Source organism: Micromonospora sp. HM5-17, assembly GCF_003762835.1.
GTDB lineage: Bacteria > Actinomycetota > Actinomycetes > Mycobacteriales > Micromonosporaceae > Plantactinospora.
Window position 1 is genome coordinate 1 of record NZ_RJWA01000008.1, and the last position, 17,835, is coordinate 17,835.

Genomic DNA, 17,835 nt, shown 5'->3' on the forward strand with positions numbered 1-17,835 from the left:
CCGGCACTCGTCGTGGCCACCAGCTGACCCGTCGCACCGTGGGCGCCGTCGTGCGTCCAGACCGGACACCCGGGTCCGTCGGCACTGGTCCGGACGCGGACGCGCCCGCGTCCGGGCGGCCGGGCACCAGGGCGGTCGTACGGCGCGGTTGCCCCGGACCAGCCTCGCCGTACGACCGGCACCGGCGCTCGCGCCACGGGACCGGAGCACAGCGCCAGAGGTAGGGAACCCAGACCCCGGAGGGTTACATGGCTCCAGCTACCACCGCACCCCACGAGCAGAGGGAGCGACGTCTCACGCCTCCACCGGGGACTCGGGCGCCGGCGCTGTCCGGTGCCGCCGCGGCCGCGCTGACCGTACCGCTGATGAGCGCCGTCCCGGCGACCGCCGCATCCGACCGCGCCGCTGGCGCCGCGCCGGGCGGTCCAACCACCGGGCTCGACCACCGGACTGGTCAACCTGCCCTGGAGCGGGTTCTCCGGCGGTGCCGGATGAACCGTCGACCAACCCGGGTGGCGCGGCGGCACCGCCGGACCGCGCGGGGGGAGGTTGAACAGGATCCGCCCCAGACGTGGGGGCGGGAACGGACGCCGACCGCTCCCGCCCACCACGAGCCCCGTCCGCCTCGCCGGCCGGGCCGGGACGGCGTCGGTGCCGCCGACTCCGACGACGTCCCGGTGGTGCCATCCGGCAAGCGGGTGGGCGGGGCCCAAAGCATACATATCCGGCGATAGGGCCGACGGTATCCGATCAAGGTGGGAGGTCACCATGGCGACAGGGGTGTGGCTGGCGGGCGGGCGTGGTTCGGTCGCCGCGACCAGCATCGCCGGCGCGATCGCGATCCGGGCTGGGTTGGCCGATTCCACCGGCTGCGTGACCGAGCTGCCTCAGCTGCGCAGCCCGGCGCTGCCGGCCCTCACCGAACTCGTCTTCGGCGGTCACGACCCGGCCACGACGCCGCTGGGCAAGAAGATCGAGGCGCTCGCCGCCGCGGGCGTGCTGCCCGTCCGGCTGGTCACCGCGCTCGCCGACGACCTGGCCGCCGTCGAGCCGGAGATTCGTCCGGTGCCAGCGGCCCCCACCCAGGGCGAGACCGCCGCGCTCATCGCCGAGGACATCGTCGCGTTCCGGCGGCGGCACGGCCTGGATCGCGTGGTCGTCATCAACGTCTCCGCGACCGAGCCGGCCGCCGCCCCGCACCCCGGGCACGCCAACCCCGACGCGCTGCGGCGGGCACTCGACGAACCCGGGACGGTGCTCCCGCCCAGCTCGCTGTACGCGTACGCGGCGTTCACCGCGGGCTGCCCGTACGTGGACTTCACCCCGTCGACCGGGGCCCGCCTCCCGGCCCTCGACGCGCTCGCCCGCCACCACGGCGTCCCGTACGCCGGCCACGACGGCAAGACCGGGGAGACCCTCGTCAAGTCGGTGCTCGCCCCGATGTTCGCGATGCGCAACCTGCGGGTCCGTACCTGGTCCGGCACCAACCTGCTGGGCGGCGGCGACGGCGCCAACCTCGCCGAGCCGGGCCCCAACGCCGCCAAGGCCACCAGCAAGCAGCGCGTCCTCCGGGAGACGCTCGGGTACGAGCCGCAGGGCACCACCCGGATCGAGTACGTCGACGACATCGGCGACTTCAAGACCGCCTGGGATCTCGTCACGTTCAGCGGTTTCCTCGGTACGGCGATGCGGATGGAGTTCACCTGGCACGGCTGCGACTCGGCGCTCGCCGCCCCCCTCGTGCTCGACCTGGCCCGGCTGACCTCCGGCGCGCACCGGGCCGGCCGGGTCGGCCCCCTGACCGAGCTGGCCTTCTTCTTCAAGGATCCACTCGGTCCGGTGCCGGAGCCGACCGGCCCGGACCCGGGGGGCACGGAGAAGCCGCCCGGCGCCGCCGACCGGCGGGACCGGCAGCGGGCGACCGGTCCGGTCCCGCACGGGCTCGCCGAGCAGTGGGCGCTGCTCGCGTCCTTCGTCCGCGGGCTCGCCGATGCCTAGCCTGCGCTCTCTGGTGGAGCTGGTCCGCGCTCCCGCCGCGCTCTCGGTACCCGGCGACGTCGTCGCCGGCGCGGCCGCGGGAGGCGTGCTCGGCCCGCGCACGGCCGGGCTCGCCGCCGCCTCCGTCTGCCTCTACTGGTCGGGAATGGCCGCCAATGACTGGGCCGACCGCGAACTCGACGCGGTCGAGCGCCCCGAGCGCCCGATCCCGTCCGGCCGGATCACGCCGCCGCAGGCTCTCGGCGTCGCGGCCGGCCTCACCGCCGCCGGGGTAGGGCTCGCCGCCCTCGCCGGTGGCCGCCGCGCCCTCGCCGTGGCGCTCCCGTTGGCCGGGGCGGTCTGGGCCTACGACCTGCGGGCCAAGCACACCGCCGCCGGCCCCGCCGTGATGGCCGCCTGCCGTGGGCTCGACGTCCTGCTCGGCGCCGCGCGCGGGCGGCTCGCCCGGGCACTGCCGGCGGCGCTGACCGTCGCCGCGCACACGTACACGGTGACCGCGCTCTCCCGCCGCGAGGTCTCCGGCGCCGACCGCGCCCTGCCCGCCGCGACCCTGGCCGGGACCGCGGCCGTGGCGTTCTCCGCGGCCGTCTCCCGGAGAGCCCCAGGCCCCGCAGCGGGCCGGACGCCCCGCGGCGTCGGGACCGGCGCCCGGCTCGCCTCGAGGGTCGCGGCCGCCGTGCCCGGTGCGCTCGCCGCCTGGTACGCCGCCGGCTACGGCGCCGCCCAGGTCCGGGCCGCGGCCGACCCCTCCGCCGCCCGCGTGCGAGCCGCCGTCGGCGCCGGCATCACCGGCCTCCCACCGTTGCAGGGCGCCCTCGCCGCCCGCGCCGGGGCACCGGCGACCGGCGTCGTGGTCGCGGCCATCGCGCCGCTCGCCCGCCGCCTCGCCCGGAAGGTCTCGGCGACATGAGACCACCGCACGAGGAGACGCCGGGGGCCGTACCTGCCCGGGAACTCCGCCCCCTGCGGTTCGGGTACGGCACCAACGGCTTCGCCAACCACCGCCTCGCCGACGCGCTCGCGGTCGTCGCCGACCTCGGCTACGAGGGTGTCGCGCTCACCCTCGACCACGACCACCTCGACCCCTTCGCCCCGAACCTGGCCCGCCGCACCGCCGAGCTGGCCGCGACCCTGGACCGGCTCGGCCTCGCGGTGGTCGTCGAGACCGGAGCGCGGTACCTGCTCGACCCCTGGCAGAAGCACGCCCCGACGCTGCTGCACGACGACCCGGTCGCCCGGCTCGACTTCCTGCGCCGGGCGGTACGGGTCGGCGCCGACCTCGGGGCCGAGGCGGTCTCCTTCTGGTCCGGCGTCACGCCGCCCGGGGTGACCGACCCCTGGGATCGCCTGATCCGGGGCTGCGCCGAGATCGTCGAGGTGGCGGCGGAGGCCGGCGTGCCGCTCGGCTTCGAGCCCGAGCCCGGCATGCTCGTCGAGGACATCGCCGGCTGGCGGCGCCTGTACGCCGCGCTCGGTGCCCCGCCCGGCTTCGGCATCACCCTCGACATCGGACACTGTCGCTGCCTGGAACCGCTCTCCGTCCCGGACTGCGTGCGTGAGGTCGGCGACCACCTGGTCAACGTGCAGATCGACGACATGCGTCGGGGCGTGCACGAGCATCTGGAGTTCGGCGCCGGCGAGATCGACTTTCCGCCGGTGCTGCGGGCGCTGGCCGAGGTGGGGTACGCCGGCCTGGTCGCCGTCGAACTGCCCCGCCACTCCCACGCCGCGCCGGCCGTCGCGACCCGCTCCATCGACTTCCTCCGCCGGGCGGCAGCGTCGGCCGGCCTGCCGGTGACGCCGCGCCCACCCGCACCGCCGGACGGCCCACCGGCCGGACCGGCGGCGCCGTCCGGGAATGCGGGCCTGGCCGGAGACGCGGGTCCGACCACCCCGGACGGACAGGACCGGCCCGGCGGTCGGTCGGCGTCGGGCTCCGGGCCACGGCGCGGAGGAGAGCAGGCCGGCGCCGGGGCGGCCGGTGCCGGTGACGGCACACGTGGGGAGGCGAGATGACGACCCTGGACGAACTGCGGGCGGTCGTACCCGCGCAGGGATGGCTGGGGGAGGCGCTGGAGCGTGTCGCGGCCGACCCGGCCGCGATCGGGCGGCTCTTCCCGGCCGTCGGACGGCGGTGCGGGCGGGCCCCGCTGCCGGACGCGCCGGGCTGGAGCACCGACGAGGCGGCGCGGGCCCTCCTGCTCGCCGCGCTCCCGGCCGAGCGGGTCGCCGCGGAGGCGGAGACGCTGTACCGCTACGGCGACGCGGCCGAGAAGCGGGCGGTGCTCAAGGCGCTGCCCCTGCTGCCGGTCGGCGACGCGGGCGTGCCGCTGCTCCGCGACGCGATCCGCACCAACGACCCCCGCCTGGTGGCCGCGGCGCTCGGGCCGTACGCCCGGCGCCTCGACGACGCGGCCTGGCGACAGGCGGTGCTCAAGTGCGTCTTCATGGGCGTACCGCTCGCCGTGGTGGACCACCTGGACGAGCGGGCCGACGCCGAGCTCGCCACGATGCTCGCCGGGCTGCTGGAGGAGCGCCGCGCGGCCGGCCGCGACCTGGCTCCCGACGTGCTCGCCCTGCTCGACCGGTTGAAGGGAGTCTGATGCGCATCCTCGACCCACACATCCACATGACCTCGCGGACGACCGACGACTACGAGCGGATGGCCGCCGCGGGTGTCCGCGCCGTGGTGGAGCCGGCGTTCTGGCTCGGGCAGCCGCGCACCAACCCCGGCTCGTTCACCGACTACTTCGACTCGCTGGTGGGGTGGGAGCCGTTCCGGGCGAGCCAGTTCGGAATCCGGCACCACGCCACCATCGCGCTGAACCCCAAGGAGGCGAACGACCCCCGCTGCCGGGAGGTGCTCGGCCTGCTCCCGCGCTACCTGGAGAAGGACGGCGTGGTGGCGGTCGGCGAGGTCGGGTACGACTCGATGACCCCCGAGGAGGACGAGGTCTTCGCCGCCCAGCTCGCCCTGGCGATCGAACACGAGTTGCCCGCCCTGGTGCACACGCCCCACCGGGACAAGGCGCGGGGCACGAGGCGCAGCCTCGCGGTCGTGGCCGAGTCCGGCATCGACCCGGGGCGGGTCGTTCTCGACCACCTCAACGAGGTCACCGTCGGGCTGGTACGCGACACCGGCTGCTGGCTCGGTTTCTCCATCTATCCGGACACCAAGATGTCGCCGCCGCGGATGGTGCGGATCCTCCAGCAGTACGGCCTGGAGCGGATGCTGGTCAACTCGGCCGCCGACTGGGGACGGTCCGACCCGCTGCTCACCCGGGCCACCGCGGACGCGATGCTCGAGGCCGGCTTCACCGAGGACGACGTCGACCGGGTGATGTGGCGCAACCCGGTGGAGTTCTACGGCCAGTCGGGGCGGCTGGACGTCTCCGCGGTGGCGGAGACGGGAGCGACCTTCGCCGGCAACTCCATCCAGCGCGGGGGAAGCTGATGCACCTGAGCTACTGCACCAACGTGCACCCGGCCGAGGACTTCGCCGGGATCGTCCGGCAGTTCGACACGTACGCCACCGCGATCCGGCGTCACCTCGACGCCGACGTGCTCGGGCTGGGGCTGTGGCTGGCCGCCCCCCTCGCCGCCGAGCTGGTCGCCGAGCCGGCGCTCCGCCGGCGCCTGCGCCGTGAGCTGGATGCCCGTGGGCTGGAGGTGGTGACCCTCAACGGCTTCCCGTACCAGGCGTTCCAGGCTCCCGTCGTCAAGCTCGCCGTCTACCATCCGGACTGGACCGACCGGCGGCGGCTCGACTACACCCTGAACCTGGCCCGGGTCCTGGTCGACCTGCTGCCCGACCGGGCGACGCGCGGCTCCATCTCCTCGCTCCCGCTGGCCTGGCGGCGGCCGTGGGACGCCGCGCGGGCCGACGCCGCGGCGCGCCTCCTCGACGAGTTGGCCGCCGGGCTCGCCCGGATCGCCGAGGAGGCCGGGCGACCGGTGCGGGTCGGCTTCGAGCCGGAGCCGGGCTGCGTCGTGGAGACCACCGCGCAGGCCGTCGCCGCCCTATCCGGGGTCGACACCGAACGGCTCGGTGTCTGCCTCGACCTGGCCCACCTCGCCTGCGCCTGGGAGGAGCCGGCCGAGGCGTTGGCCCGCCTCCGGGCGGCCGGTCTGCCGGTGGTGAAGGTGCAGGTCTCGGCCGCCCTGGAGGCCGCTGACCCGGCCGCCGCGGCCGACGTCCTGCGCGGGTACGTCGAGCCGCGCTTCCTCCACCAGACCCGTTCGGCACACGGGGAGAGCGCCGACGACCTGGACGATGCGCTGGAGCGGGAGCTGGCCGGGCCGTGGCGGGTGCACTACCACGTGCCGCTGCACGCCGTGCCGGCCCGGCCCCTCACCTCCACCGTGCCGGTCCTGCGCGCCGCCCTCCGCGAACTGCTCGCCCCGCCCGAGCCGGCCTGCGACCACTTCGACGTGGAGACGTACACCTGGGGGGTGCTCCCGGAGGAGCAGCGTCCCCGCACGGACGCCGAGGTGGCCGCGGGCATCGCGGCCGAGCTGGCGTTCGCCCGTGCCCTGATCGACGAGTTCCCGCCCGGTCGGGCGCCGGTACCCGAGCGTGAGGAGGTCCCGTGACACCACTGGTCGTCATCGACGTGGTGGGGCTGACGCCCCGGCTGCTGGTGCACATGCCGAGGCTGCGTGCCGTGGCCGACGCCGGCTTTCAGGCCCCGCTCGGCACGGTGCTGCCGGCCGTCACCTGTACCGTGCAGTCCACGTTCCTCACCGGGGAGAAGCCCACAAGACACGGCATCGTGGCCAACGGGTGGTACTTCCGGGACCTCGGCGACGTACTGCTGTGGCGGCAGCACAACGCGCTCGTCGGCGGCGAGAAGCTCTGGCACGCGGCCCGGAGGGTGCGGCCCGGCTACACGGTGGCCAACGTCTGCTGGTGGTACGCGATGGGCGCCGACGTCAACTGGACGGTCACCCCCCGACCGATCTACTACGCCGACGGGCGCAAGGAGCCGGACTGCTACACCGACCCGCCGGAACTCCACGACGACCTGGTCGGCACGCTCGGCCCGTTCCCGCTCTTCACGTACTGGGGTCCGGGCGCCGGCCTTCCCTCCTCGCGATGGATCTGCCGGGCGGCCGAAAAGATCATGTCGGACCACGATCCCGACCTCACCCTCGTCTACGTGCCGCACCTCGACTACGACCTCCAGCGCTACGGTCCGTCGGCGCCGCAGGCGGCCGCCGCCGCGGCCGCGGTCGACGGGGTGCTCGCCCCGCTGCTCGATGCCGCGGCGGCCCGGGGTGCCACGGTCGTGGCCCTCTCCGAGTACGGCATCACCGAGGCCCGCCGGCCGGTCGACGTCAACCGGATGCTCCGCGCCGAGGGGCTGCTGCGGGTGTACACGCAGGACGGCATGGAGTACCTCGACCCGTGGACGTCGCGGGCGTTCGCGGTCGCCGACCACCAGGTCGCCCACGTCTACGTCAGGGATCCCGCCGACGTCCCCGCCGTCGCCAGGCTCTGCGCCGGCCTGGCCGGGGTGGGGGAGGTGCTCGACGAGGCGGGGAAGGCGGCGCACGGCCTCGACCACGAGCGCTCCGGCGAGCTGGTGCTGGTGGCCGAGCCCGACGCCTGGTTCACGTACTACTACTGGCTCGATGACGCGCGCGCCCCGGACTTCGCCCGGCTGGTCGAGATCCACCGCAAGCCCGGGTACGACCCCGCCGAACTCTTCTTCGACCCCGCCGCCCCGGCGGCGGCGAAGCGGCGGGCGGCCGTCGCGCTGGTCCGCAAGAAGCTCGGGCTGCGCTACCTGATGAGCGTGGTCGGGCTCGACGCGGGCGCGAAGGCGGTACGCGGCACCCACGGCCGGCTCCCCGCGCATCCCGACGACGCACCGGTGGTGATCTGCTCCGACCGCGCGGCCGCCCGCCCACGGCTCGCGGCGACGGAGGTCAAGGACTTCCTGCTCGGCCTGGCGGGGCTCCGGCCGTGACCGGGCGGAACACTCGAACCGGGTGGGGAAGCCGGATCGGGTGGGGCGCCCGGACCGACGGGCGCGATGCGCCGGCGGCGAGGCGAGGGCGGCCGTGAGCCTCGACGTCGCGCCGCAGACCGGACTGGACGACCTGCGCGGGCGAATCGACGCGGAGCTGGCGACGTTCATCGACCGGCAGGACCCGGAGTGGCCGGACGGCGCGCCCCGGGGCGTGCTGGCGACGCTGCGGCGGTTCGTCCTCGCCGGCGGCAAGCGGCTGCGCCCGATGTTCTGCTACTGGGGCTGGCGCGGCGCGGGCGGCCCCGACCGGCCCGAGGTCATCGTCGCGGCCGCGGCGCTGGAACTCTTTCACGCCTTCGCGCTGATCCACGACGACATCATGGACGGCAGCGACCGGCGCCGCGGCGAACCGTCGGTGCACCGGATCTTCGCCGAGCTGCACACGCGGTCGGCGTGGCGCGGTGACGCGGCCTCGTTCGGGCGCAACACCGCGCTGCTCTGCGGCGACCTCTGTGCCGCCTGGGCCGACGAGATGTTCCACGAGTGCGGCCTGCCACCGGAGCGAATCCACCGGGGATACGCCGTCTTCGCCCGCATGCGCACCGAGGTGATCGCCGGGCAGTACCTCGACCTGGTCTCCGGGGTCGGCGACGGCTCGGTGGCGAGCGCGCTCACGGTGATCCGGATGAAGGCGGCCCGCTACACCGTGACCCGCCCGCTCCAGATCGGCGCCGGCCTGGCCGGCGGTGGGCCGGAGCTGCACGAGGCGTACGCCGCGTTCGGCGACCCGCTCGGCGACGCGTTCCAGCTCCGCGACGACGTGCTGGGCGTCTTCGGCGACCCGGCGCTCACCGGCAAGTCCACCCTGGACGACCTGCGCGAGGGCAAGCCGACCGTGATGATGGCGCTTGCCCGCAGCCGCGCCAACCGGGCCCAGGCCGCGCGGCTGCGGGACCTCTTCGGCAACCCCGACCTCGATGCCTCCGGCGCGGCGGAGCTGCGGCGGATCATCGTCGACACCGGTGCCCTGGAGCGCATCGAGCAGATGATCCGGGTACGCGCCGACGCGGCCATCGCCGCCCTCGCCGAGGCCCCGATTCCCGCCGAGGTGTACGACGCCCTCGCCGCGCTCGCCGAGTCGGCGATCAACCGACAGTGGTGACCGGGTCTCCCGGCGCCCCACCGGCCGACGGCGCGGCCGCGTCCGCCGGACGCCACCGCGCCGCCGAGGCCTGCCGACCGCCGCGTCAGCGCCGCACCGTCCGCCGACGGGACAGGTAGAGGAGCGCCACGCCGCCGATCAGCAGTGCCCCGCCGAGGCCGAAGAAGGCGATCGTGTTCGTACCGGTGAGGGCCAGGCCGCCGCCCGAGCCGGACGCCTCGGTGGTGCCGCCCGCGGTGGTCGGTCCGGCGGGGGACGGCTCGCGGCGGGTCGGCGTCGGGGTGGCGGTTGCGCCGCCGGACCGCTCCGGGTCCGGTTCCTGCCCGTCGGATCCCTGCCCCGATCCGGGGCGCTCCTCTCCGCCGGGCTCCTGCCCGGGAGAGCCGTCGCCGGGCTGCCCGGTGGGCGGCTGGTCGCCGTCGCCCGGTTGGTCGGTGGGTGGTTCGTCGTCGCCAGGCTGTCCGGTGGGTGGCTGGTCGCCGCCGGGGTCGTCGGCCGGTGGCTCCTCGGCGCCCGGCTCGACCTGGATCCGGACGGAGTCGAGCGCGGGGATCTGGTTGGCGCGCGCCATCATCGGGATGCGGTGCGACCCGTCGCCGGCCCACGCCGAGCACTGCGCGAGCCCGGCGGGCAATCCCGGAACCTCGATGATCACGCGGTCCGGCTCGCTGCCGCCCTTCCCGTCCTCGGTGGCGACGAAGAACGCGGGCACCGGAGCCGGGTCCGCCGCCTCCGACGTGCTGGTGAGCATCCGGCAGGCGGTGTGGAAGTGCCCCCGGACCAGGCCCTCGTCGGTGAGGAAGGAGCGTTCCAGGTAGTAACCACCCTGCCCGGCCGGGAGGAACCGGTCCCGGACGAGGTTGCGGGTGCTCACGACGAGCCGGAACGGCTGCCCCGCCCGTACCCGCTCCGGGGCCTCGGTGATCAACAGCGTCGGGTTCCGCTCCGCCGCGCCCACCTCACCGAAGGCGGTGGAGACGCACCGTCCACCCTCCTGGAAGCCGGTGTGCGCCGGAAGCTTGCTGTTCGTGCAGTCGTCACCGAGCGGATCCAGACCCCCGCCGGGTGCGGCACCGCCCGGATCGCCCGGTGTCTCCTCGCCGCCGTCCGGTTCCGCGCACGTCGGCGGTGACGCGGACGGTGTGGCCGCGTTCGCGGCGGTGCCGCCGTCGCCGGTGCCGTCGGATCCGGTCGCCGTGGGGGAGGGCGACGACGGGGGATCGCAGGCGGGGGCGCGCCGCGCACTCTCCGCGCGGGAGTCGGGAGTGACACCGACCAGGGCACCGAACACCAGGAGTACGGCGGCCACGGCGAACACCCGCCGACCCACACCGAGGCTGACGGGGGCGTGACGGTGTCCCATGTGCACTCGACCTTTCGGATACTCGTACGGTCCGACCTCGGACGGCGACATCCGGCTGCCGTGCCGGGCGACCCTTTCGGCGCCGGTCGTGGGAAGGGGCAGGCAGGTGACGTCGGTGCCGCGCGAAATCGGCCCGGGGCCGGACCCACCGCGCCCCGCGGGTCGCACCCACAACGTAGGAATCGGTCGGCTGCGAATCAAACCGCCGTCGCGAAACTGTGCTTCTTTTCAGCCGGAGTTAATGGAAACCTATGACATCGAGCATCATCAGGGTCGATGGCGGTGTTGGTGGCGCCGGTCGATTCCGCAACCTGATCGACGCCCCGCCGGGGTCGGCGGCGCGCGGTGCGAGACCCCGTTGGCTCAGCCCAGGTAGCCCCACTCGGCCAGCGGCTTCTCCAGCACCCGCTCGACGGCCGCGAGCTGGGCGGGGCTGAGTTCGTCGCGGTAGGCGGCCATCCGGTCGGGAGCGAAACGGTAGCGGGCGAACCCCTTCTCGAATGCGGGCGACCAGTCCAGGCCGAGGAAGTCGAGGATCCGGCCGACCTCCTGGCGCGGCGCCGCGAGCAGGTCCTCGTACCGGATGTCGAGCCACTGACCGGCCGGATGCCGCAGCCGGGCCTGCCCGAACGCGTCCATCAGCATCCGCCAGCCGAGTGCGGCGAGCACCGGGAAGGAGCCGCCGGACTCCTCCCACTCCTGCCGCAGCGGCTCCGGCAGCGGGCCGTAAAGCCAGTTGTCCGGCCCGCGCCAGCCGTCCCACCAGCCCATCTGGAGCCAGGAGTTGGCCACCGCCCGCCCGTCCCGGACCACGTGGACGACCCTCACCTCCGGGTACGCGGCGGAGAACAGCCCGGTACGCGGCCAGCCGGTCACGTGGTGCGCGAACAGCTCGCAGCCCTGCCGGGCGCGGCGTTCGTCGAAGAAGGCGCGGAGCCGGCGGGCCACAAACGGGGTCAGGTCCTCGGCGAGCAGGTCCCGGTAGGGCCGGGAGAAGCCGGCCAGGACGTGCCGGTCGAGCAGGCCGTACGCCTCCGAGGGCGCGATCCGCAGCCGCCCACGCTCCCACAGCCGGCGGCTGTGCCGCAGCGAGGTCATCCCGGCCGGCCGCGGCGCCGAGCGGCGGTAGAGCGGCCCGTTGAACCGCCCCTTGAGGTTGAGCCGGGGGAGCTTGTCGTCCAGCCCGGAGACGAACCCGACCGCCGGATGCCGGCAGATCAGCTCCTGGACCAGGGTCGAGCCGCACCGGCCGGTCCCCACCACCAGTACGAGCATGGTCAGCCCCCCTGCCCGTGGGCATCCGGTGACGTCCGGTGGCCACCGAGCGGCGTTGCGGGGTGGTCGCGTGGACCGGTTTCGGATCCGCCGCCGGCCGGCGACGTGCCAGCGGTGGTGGCCCGCGTCGGGCGGGCGGTGAACGGTGGCGCGGGACGGCGTATCGGGTAGCCGAACCGGCGCAGCAGTGGCCAGGTCAGCGCCGTCACCACCGCGTACGCCCACCGCGGCAGCGCGGTGACCCACTCGTTGTCGGCGACGACGCTCACCACGCCGGTACGGTGCCGGGCCGGGTTGCCGGCGACCGAGTGGGTGGGCGCGAGTCGGACCGTGTCCGGGGTCGGGAACGGCAGCTCGCCGGGGTCGACGCCGACGAACCCGGCGATCCGGGCCACCGTTCCGGCCGGGTCGGCCACGAAGTCCTCGTACCGCACCCGAAGGTAACGCCCGGTGCCGGCCCAGAGCCGCAGCGTCGTGGCGTTCCAGACCAGCCAGAGCAGCGCCGCCTTCCAGACCGGGGGCCGGCTCATCAGCCGGTCGTCCAGGTCGCCGTCGAGCCGGCGGCGCCGCCGCCAGGAGAAGGCGGTCGCCCGCGGGTCGCGAACCAGGTGCAGGACGTACAGGTCGACGCCGGGCAGGTCGCCGAGCAGCGCCCCGTACGGTGGGAGCTTGGAGGAGTCGACGACGACGCGGCCGGCCGGCGGTGGGTTCGGGACCCGGGCCGGTTCCGACTCCCCGGCGGCGCTCGGCCCGGAGGGCTCGGCGGGGGCCGGTACGGCGCCGACGTGCCGGGCGATCGCCGGGTAGAGCCGGGCCAGCCGGGCGTCGTCGGGATGGCCGGGCACCGAGGGCTGGCCGCGGCGGTGCCGGCGCAGCAGGACGGGGAGCCGGCGGATACGTAGCCGGCCGCCGAGCCGCGCCGCGACGCCGGCCGGATCGGACCCGGGCACGTCGCGCAGCACCGCCGTCCAGACCGGGCAGGAGCGGAGGGGCCGCCCGCAGCCGCAGGGTCGGTTCTCCACCAACCCCCGCCGCCACAGGTAGCGCACCTCGCCGGCGGCGACGAACCCGGGAAGCTGGCCGAGGATCGTGGTGACCAGGGTGCTGCCGCTGCGGCCACTCCCGGCGAGGTAGAGCACCCGGACCCGGCTCACCACACCGCCTCCGCGTCCGCCCGGGCCGCCGCCGTACCGCCGGTCGATGCCGCGGCCTCGGCGTAGAGCGCGCGGATCCGCGCCAGGTGCGTCGCCGGAGCGAAGTCCCGCGCCACCTTCGCCCGGGCGGCCCGGCCCATCCGCCGGGCGCGGGCCGGGTCGGCGAGGATGCCGCGCAGCGCGGCGGCGAGCGGTGCCGGCGCGTCGGCGGGGACGATCTCGCCGTCCACGCCGGGCTCCACCAGTTCGGGGAGTCCACCGAGGTCGGTGGTGACCACGGGGATGCCGCAGGCGAACGCCTCCAGTACCGCCATCGGCTGGTTCTCGTGCCAGCGGGACGGCACCGCCGCCACCGCCGCCGAGCGGAGCAGCGTGTGCAGGGTCGGCTTGTCCAGCCGGCCGTGGAACCGGACCCGGCCCGGCGCCCGACGGGCCGCGAGCGCCTCCAGCGCGGGCCGGGCCGGCCCGTCGCCGGCGATGTCGACCGGCACCCCGGCGGGCAGGGCGGCGGCGGCCTCGATCAGCACGTCGACCCCCTTCTCCGGCGCGAGTCGTCCGGCAAAGACCACCCCGCCGGGCCGTCCGGGGGTGGCGGCGGGGGCCGCGACGGCGTCCGAATCGACGAAGTGGTTCACCACCCGGAGCCGGTCCGGATAGACCCCGGCACGACGCAGGATGTCGGCGAGGAACCGGCTCGGGCTGACGAAGACCCGCACCGGGTCGTACGCCTGGAACGTGCGGTGCAGCCAGGACTCGACCGCGAGCACCGCGCTGCGGGAGAACGAGCCGTCCTTGCAGCGGCGCCGCATCGCCCACAGTGGACCGCCCTCCACGCAGGCCAGGCAGGGCCGGCCGCGGTCGAGGAGCTGGTAGCTGGGACAGGCCAGCTTGTAGTCGTGCAGGGTCAGCACGCAGGGGACCCCGGCGGCGCGGGCCGCGGCGAGAATCGACGGGGAGAGCTGGTGGTAGATGTTGTGCAGGTGCACCACGTCCGGCCGGAACTCGTCGATCACCCGGGCCAGGCCTCGCCGGCTCGCCGGTGACCAGATCATCCGGGCGGTCGCGGCCACCCGTGCCCCCAGACCCGGCGGGGGCGGCTCCAGGTCCACCCGGGGCGGGAAGTGCCGGGCGTACGCCAGCGACGGTTCGTTCTCCGGGTGCGCCATCCCGAAGTACGCGACGGTGTCCCCGGCGGCGCGTTGCAGCGCGGCGAGATCGAACAGGTAGCCCTCGGCACCACCGCGACGGTAGAGGAACTTGTTCACGTGGAGCACGCGCATCGACTCGGCCCGCTCATGTCGATGGGGTACCCCCGGATCGGTTCTGGACGGCCGGGAGCCTGTCCCGGGCACCGGTCACGGTATGCGGGGCCGGTCGGGGCGTCCAGTTCGGAGATCTTATGTACCTGAAAGGATGATCGTCGCGTGCCCTTCCGGCCCGCCGTCCTGGCCTCCGCCGGAACCCACCGACTAGCCTTGCCGTTCGGTGGGGAGGGCCGCTGACCCGGTCCGGCGGATCAGGGGGCGACCGGAGCGAGGAGGACCGTGGTACGCGAGGACGAACCCTCCGCACTGGCGTACACCGCCCGGCGGGTGGCGCGGCACCTGCGCTGGGCCCGTACCGAGGGGATTCGGCGGCTGGTCGAGGAGGACCGGCTCAACCCGGTGGAGCGGGTCGGCACGGCGCTGCGCAAGCGGCGCTGGCGGGCCCGGCACGGCGTACCGCCCGGCACGGCGGTGCCGGTCTACCTGGTCGGGCTCCAGCGCTCCGGCACCAACATGCTGGTCCGCGGCCTCGACGCCGCGCCCGAGTTCGAGGTGCGGAACGAGAACGACCGCACCATCTTCCACCGCTTCACACTCCGCTCCGACGAGGTGCTGCGCGCCGCGATCCTGCGCAGTCGGCACGCGTACGTGCTGGTCAAGCCGCTCTGCGACAGCCACCGGGTGGACGAGCTGCTGGCCCTGCCCGGGCTCGCGCCGGGACGGGCGCTCTGGGTCTACCGGGACGTGGCCGACCGGGCCCGCTCCGAGGTCGCGAAGTTCGGCGACGCCAACCTGCGGGCGTTGCGCGCCATCGCCGACGGCACCATCGGGCGGCGCTGGCCGGGGCAGCGGCTCGACGCCGAGACCGTGGCGCTGATCCGCGGCCTGGAGCCGGAGCGGATGGACCCCTACACCGGCGCCGCCCTCTTCTGGTACGTCCGGAACAGCCTCTTCTTCTCCCTCGGCCTCGACCGCCGAGACGACGTGTTGCTCTGCCGGTACGAGTCGCTGGTCGCCGACCCGGCCGGCCAGCTGCGCCGGCTCTGCGCGTTCCTCGACTTCCGGTACGACCCGCGGCTGCACGCGCACATCGCCCCGCGCTCCGCGCCCGCCCTCGGCGTTCGCCGCGCTCCGTCCGGGGGTGTCGACCCGCTGCCGATCGACCCCCGGGTCCGGGCCCGCTGTGCCGAACTGGCCGCCCGGCTCGACCCGGTCGCCGCCCGTCCCGTCCCGGGCGACCCCGGCACCGGGGCCGTCGCGCCGGCCGTCGCCACCCAACCCCGGCCGGAAACGGCGGCAACCACACCCGTCCCGCCGGCCGTCGGCACCGCACGCTTCCGGGGTAGCTCGTCGAGCCGGGAGGCGGTCCGGTGACCGCGCCTCCCACCGGGCCGATCTTCCTGGTCGGCTGCCAGCGCTCCGGCACCACCATGCTGCGCCTGGTGCTCGACTCGCACTCCCGACTCAGCTGCGGCCCGGAGACCCGGTTCCTGCCCGACCTGCGGCGCCTCGTCGATCGGGACTGGGAGCGGCTGTCCCGGTTCGGCTTCCCGCGCGAGGACTGGCTGCGCCGGATCGCGGAGTTCTTCGGCGGGATCCACGCCGACTATGCCGCGTCCCGCGGCAAGGTCCGGTGGGCGGACAAGACCCCCCTCTACGCGCTCTCGCTCGACTTCGTCACCGAGGTCTTCCCCGACGCGCAGATCGTGCACCTGATCCGGGACGGCCGGGACGTGGTGGTCTCGCACCGCAAACGGTTCGGCTACTGGTCGGCGGTCAAGTGCGTGGTGAAGTGGCCCCGCTACATCCACACCGCCCGGCGGTTCGGGGCCACCCTGCCGGCCGACCGCTACTACGAGCTGCGCTACGAGGAGGTGGTCGCGGACCCGGAGAAGGCGCTGCGCGGCCTCTTCGAGTTCCTCGGCGAACCGTGGGAGGACGGCGTACTCGACTACGCGACCAAGCCGCACGACGTGGCGCGGAAGTACACCACCGAGGCGGACCAGCGCCGAGCCGCAGCCCGGGTGGAGAGCGCCATCTACCCGTCCCGGGTCGGGACGTACCGGCGGGAGCTCGATCCGTTCCTGCGACTGCTGGTCTGGATCTTCTCCGGTCCGACCCTGCGGAAGCTGGGCTACCGGTGAACCGGCGACGACCGGGTCGGGCCGTCCGGCGGGTGTGCGTCGCCGCGATGGCGGCCCTGCTCGGTGCCGGGCTGCTCACCGGCTGCACCGCCGACGAACCCGAGCCGCCGCCTCCGTCGCCGGTCGGCTCCGCACCGACCGTCCCGCCGGGCGGCGCCGCTCCGGCCGGGACCGGGGTACGGAATCCGTTCGGCGCCCACTGGGACTGGTCCCGCCACGACCGGTTCGCGCCGTACCTCGGCAAGCTCGCCGGCTCCGCGACCTACGCGGAGCTGACCTGGTGCGACGTCGAGCGCACCCCGGGCAGTCTCGACTGGTCGCAGGTGGACCGGATCGCCGACCGTAGCCGGGAACTCGGCATCACCCTGCACCTGAAGATCCGCACCGGGACCTGCTGGGCGACCGGCGGGACCGCCCGGTACACCCGGGGCGCGGCCGGGAAGACCGAGTCCAGGATGCCCGCCGACCTGGCCGCCTACCGCCGCTTCGTCCGCGGTGTCGTGGCGCGGTACGCCCCGCGCGGCGTGCACGAGTACGCCGTCGAGAACGAGGTGAACTCGCCGAGCTACTGGGCGGGCAGCCCGGAGGAGTACCAGACCCTGGTCCGCGCCGCCGCCGAGACGATTCGCGCCGCCGACCCGCAGGGGCGGGTGGGCGACTCCGGGATCAGCAGCGTCGCGTACGGCATGGGGGTGGCCGACCGGCTGCTGCGGGCGGGGCGGGAGGCCGACGCGGTCGCCGCCTACCGGGCGTACTTCCAGCGCCGCATCGGCACCCGGGGCCAGCAGATCCCCGAGGTGACCGACGCGGCCCGGCTGCGCGACGTGCTCGCCACCCCGACCGCCGCGCGGAGCCTGCGTTTCCTGGCCGCGACCGAGGAGCTGCTGGCCGACGGGACCGTCGACATCCGCCAGCTCCACTTCTACGAGCACTTCACCGGGGTGCCTCCGCTCCTGGACTACCTCCGCGCCCGCACGCCGGCGGGCACCCCGATCCAGGCCTGGGAGGTCGGCCAGTTCTGGGAGGACGGCGACGGCGACGCGGCCAGCCGGGCCGCCGAGCTGGTGAAGACCGTGACCCAGTTGGTGGCCGGCGGGATCGACCAGCTCTGCTGGCTGCCGCTGGCGTACAACCCGAACAACCGGGCCGGTGCCGAGGTCCGGTACGGGCTGCTGGACCCGGACGGCACCGAGCGCGAGGCGGGCCGGGCGCTGGCCAGCCTCGCCGAGGCGGCCCGGGACGCCACCGTCGCCCCGCTACCGCCGGACGCGGCGGCGGTGCTGGCCGGGGTCGCCTTCACCCGGGGCGGCAGCACGACGCTGGTCCTCTGGTCGGCGGCGGGCGCGCCGGTGACCGTGCCGGCCGCCGCGACCGCCGAGTCGGCCACGGTCGGCGCCCCGCCGCGGGTCGGCGGCCCCACCACGATCACCGCCATCCCCGTCCTGCTCCGCGCCGACCGTCCGGTCGCGGACCTCCTGGCCGGCGTCGGCCGCTGAGCG

Annotated in this window: 15 protein-coding genes; 11 read left to right on the forward strand and 4 right to left on the reverse strand. The window is 75.2% G+C overall.

Annotated features, from left to right (window positions below):
* The first annotated feature begins 768 nt into the window (after positions 1 to 768).
* The 8 genes from EF879_RS21140 (at position 769) to EF879_RS21175 (ending at position 9,135) form a co-directional block, all read left to right on the forward strand.
* Entirely contained in the window at positions 769 to 1,998 is a 1,230-nt protein-coding gene (locus EF879_RS21140) for an inositol-3-phosphate synthase (RefSeq protein WP_123561336.1), read from the forward strand.
* Positions 1,991 to 2,908, forward strand: a complete 918-nt coding sequence (locus EF879_RS21145) for an SCO3242 family prenyltransferase (RefSeq protein WP_123561337.1) — start codon at positions 1,991 to 1,993, stop codon at positions 2,906 to 2,908. The genes EF879_RS21140 and EF879_RS21145 overlap by 8 nt, the downstream gene beginning before the upstream one ends.
* The gene (locus EF879_RS21150) at positions 2,905 to 4,014 is read left to right on the forward strand and encodes a sugar phosphate isomerase/epimerase (protein ID WP_123561339.1); all 1,110 of its coding nucleotides are present in this window, start codon (positions 2,905 to 2,907) and stop codon (positions 4,012 to 4,014) included. The genes EF879_RS21145 and EF879_RS21150 overlap by 4 nt, the downstream gene beginning before the upstream one ends.
* A complete protein-coding gene (locus EF879_RS21155; RefSeq protein WP_123561341.1) occupies positions 4,011 to 4,601 on the forward strand; it encodes an EboA domain-containing protein in 591 nt (196 codons plus the stop codon). The genes EF879_RS21150 and EF879_RS21155 overlap by 4 nt, the downstream gene beginning before the upstream one ends.
* Positions 4,601 to 5,452 carry a TatD family hydrolase gene (locus EF879_RS21160; RefSeq protein ID WP_123561343.1) on the forward strand — a complete coding sequence of 284 codons (852 nt, stop codon included), beginning with the start codon at positions 4,601 to 4,603 and terminating at the stop codon, positions 5,450 to 5,452. Before EF879_RS21155 ends, EF879_RS21160 begins: the two co-directional genes overlap by 1 nt.
* Complete coding sequence (gene eboE, locus EF879_RS21165; protein WP_123561345.1) at positions 5,452 to 6,591, forward strand: metabolite traffic protein EboE; 1,140 nt, start codon at positions 5,452 to 5,454, stop codon at positions 6,589 to 6,591. The genes EF879_RS21160 and eboE overlap by 1 nt, the downstream gene beginning before the upstream one ends.
* Positions 6,592 to 6,644: 53 nt before the next feature.
* Entirely contained in the window at positions 6,645 to 7,970 is a 1,326-nt protein-coding gene (locus tag EF879_RS21170; protein ID WP_233604659.1) for a nucleotide pyrophosphatase/phosphodiesterase family protein, read from the forward strand.
* A 94-nt stretch (positions 7,971 to 8,064) separates the two neighbouring features.
* Positions 8,065 to 9,135, forward strand: a complete 1,071-nt coding sequence (locus EF879_RS21175) for a polyprenyl synthetase family protein (RefSeq protein WP_123561349.1) — start codon at positions 8,065 to 8,067, stop codon at positions 9,133 to 9,135.
* A gap of 85 nt (positions 9,136 to 9,220) precedes the next feature.
* Here EF879_RS21175 and EF879_RS27755 read toward each other — a convergent pair whose 3' ends face one another.
* From EF879_RS27755 to EF879_RS21195, 4 genes are all read right to left on the reverse strand, one after another.
* On the reverse strand, positions 9,221 to 10,498 hold the full coding sequence (locus EF879_RS27755) for a hypothetical protein (RefSeq protein WP_233604640.1): 1,278 nt from the start codon (positions 10,496 to 10,498) through the stop codon (positions 9,221 to 9,223).
* A gap of 363 nt (positions 10,499 to 10,861) precedes the next feature.
* On the reverse strand, positions 10,862 to 11,773 hold the full coding sequence (locus tag EF879_RS21185) for a sulfotransferase (protein WP_123561351.1): 912 nt from the start codon (positions 11,771 to 11,773) through the stop codon (positions 10,862 to 10,864).
* A 2-nt stretch (positions 11,774 to 11,775) separates the two neighbouring features.
* Complete coding sequence (locus tag EF879_RS21190; protein WP_158624226.1) at positions 11,776 to 12,930, reverse strand: sulfotransferase; 1,155 nt, start codon at positions 12,928 to 12,930, stop codon at positions 11,776 to 11,778.
* Positions 12,924 to 14,207: a glycosyltransferase gene (locus EF879_RS21195; protein ID WP_123561353.1), complete on the reverse strand. Its 1,284-nt coding sequence runs from the start codon at positions 14,205 to 14,207 to the stop codon at positions 12,924 to 12,926. The genes EF879_RS21190 and EF879_RS21195 overlap by 7 nt, the downstream gene beginning before the upstream one ends.
* A gap of 264 nt (positions 14,208 to 14,471) precedes the next feature.
* Here EF879_RS21195 and EF879_RS21200 point away from each other — a divergent pair, with 264 nt between their 5' ends.
* From EF879_RS21200 to EF879_RS21210, 3 genes are read left to right on the forward strand one after another with little or no spacing between them, the layout of a single operon-like run.
* Positions 14,472 to 15,566: a hypothetical protein gene (locus EF879_RS21200; protein ID WP_123561355.1), complete on the forward strand. Its 1,095-nt coding sequence runs from the start codon at positions 14,472 to 14,474 to the stop codon at positions 15,564 to 15,566.
* Positions 15,563 to 16,336 (forward strand): sulfotransferase, encoded by a 774-nt coding sequence (locus EF879_RS21205; RefSeq protein WP_123561356.1) that lies wholly within the window; start codon positions 15,563 to 15,565, stop codon positions 16,334 to 16,336. Before EF879_RS21200 ends, EF879_RS21205 begins: the two co-directional genes overlap by 4 nt.
* On the forward strand, positions 16,333 to 17,832 hold the full coding sequence (locus tag EF879_RS21210) for a hypothetical protein (RefSeq protein ID WP_123561358.1): 1,500 nt from the start codon (positions 16,333 to 16,335) through the stop codon (positions 17,830 to 17,832). Before EF879_RS21205 ends, EF879_RS21210 begins: the two co-directional genes overlap by 4 nt.
* The last annotated feature ends 3 nt before the right edge of the window (positions 17,833 to 17,835 follow it).

Excerpts from the sequence above, each read along its gene's own strand:
- EF879_RS21195 (WP_123561353.1), bottom strand. The coding sequence starts at position 14,207 with ATGCGCGTGCTCCACGTGAACAAGTTCCTCTACCGTCGCGGTGGTGCC.
- EF879_RS21155 (WP_123561341.1), top strand. The coding sequence starts at position 4,011 with ATGACGACCCTGGACGAACTGCGGGCGGTCGTACCCGCGCAGGGATGG.
- EF879_RS21170 (WP_233604659.1), top strand. The coding sequence starts at position 6,645 with ATGCCGAGGCTGCGTGCCGTGGCCGACGCCGGCTTTCAGGCCCCGCTC.
- EF879_RS21160 (WP_123561343.1), top strand. The coding sequence starts at position 4,601 with ATGCGCATCCTCGACCCACACATCCACATGACCTCGCGGACGACCGAC.
- EF879_RS21145 (WP_123561337.1), top strand. The coding sequence starts at position 1,991 with ATGCCTAGCCTGCGCTCTCTGGTGGAGCTGGTCCGCGCTCCCGCCGCG.
- EF879_RS21150 (WP_123561339.1), top strand. The coding sequence starts at position 2,905 with ATGAGACCACCGCACGAGGAGACGCCGGGGGCCGTACCTGCCCGGGAA.
- EF879_RS21185 (WP_123561351.1), bottom strand. The coding sequence starts at position 11,773 with ATGCTCGTACTGGTGGTGGGGACCGGCCGGTGCGGCTCGACCCTGGTC.
- eboE (WP_123561345.1), top strand. The coding sequence starts at position 5,452 with ATGCACCTGAGCTACTGCACCAACGTGCACCCGGCCGAGGACTTCGCC.
- EF879_RS21140 (WP_123561336.1), top strand. The coding sequence starts at position 769 with ATGGCGACAGGGGTGTGGCTGGCGGGCGGGCGTGGTTCGGTCGCCGCG.
- EF879_RS27755 (WP_233604640.1), bottom strand. The coding sequence starts at position 10,498 with ATGGGACACCGTCACGCCCCCGTCAGCCTCGGTGTGGGTCGGCGGGTG.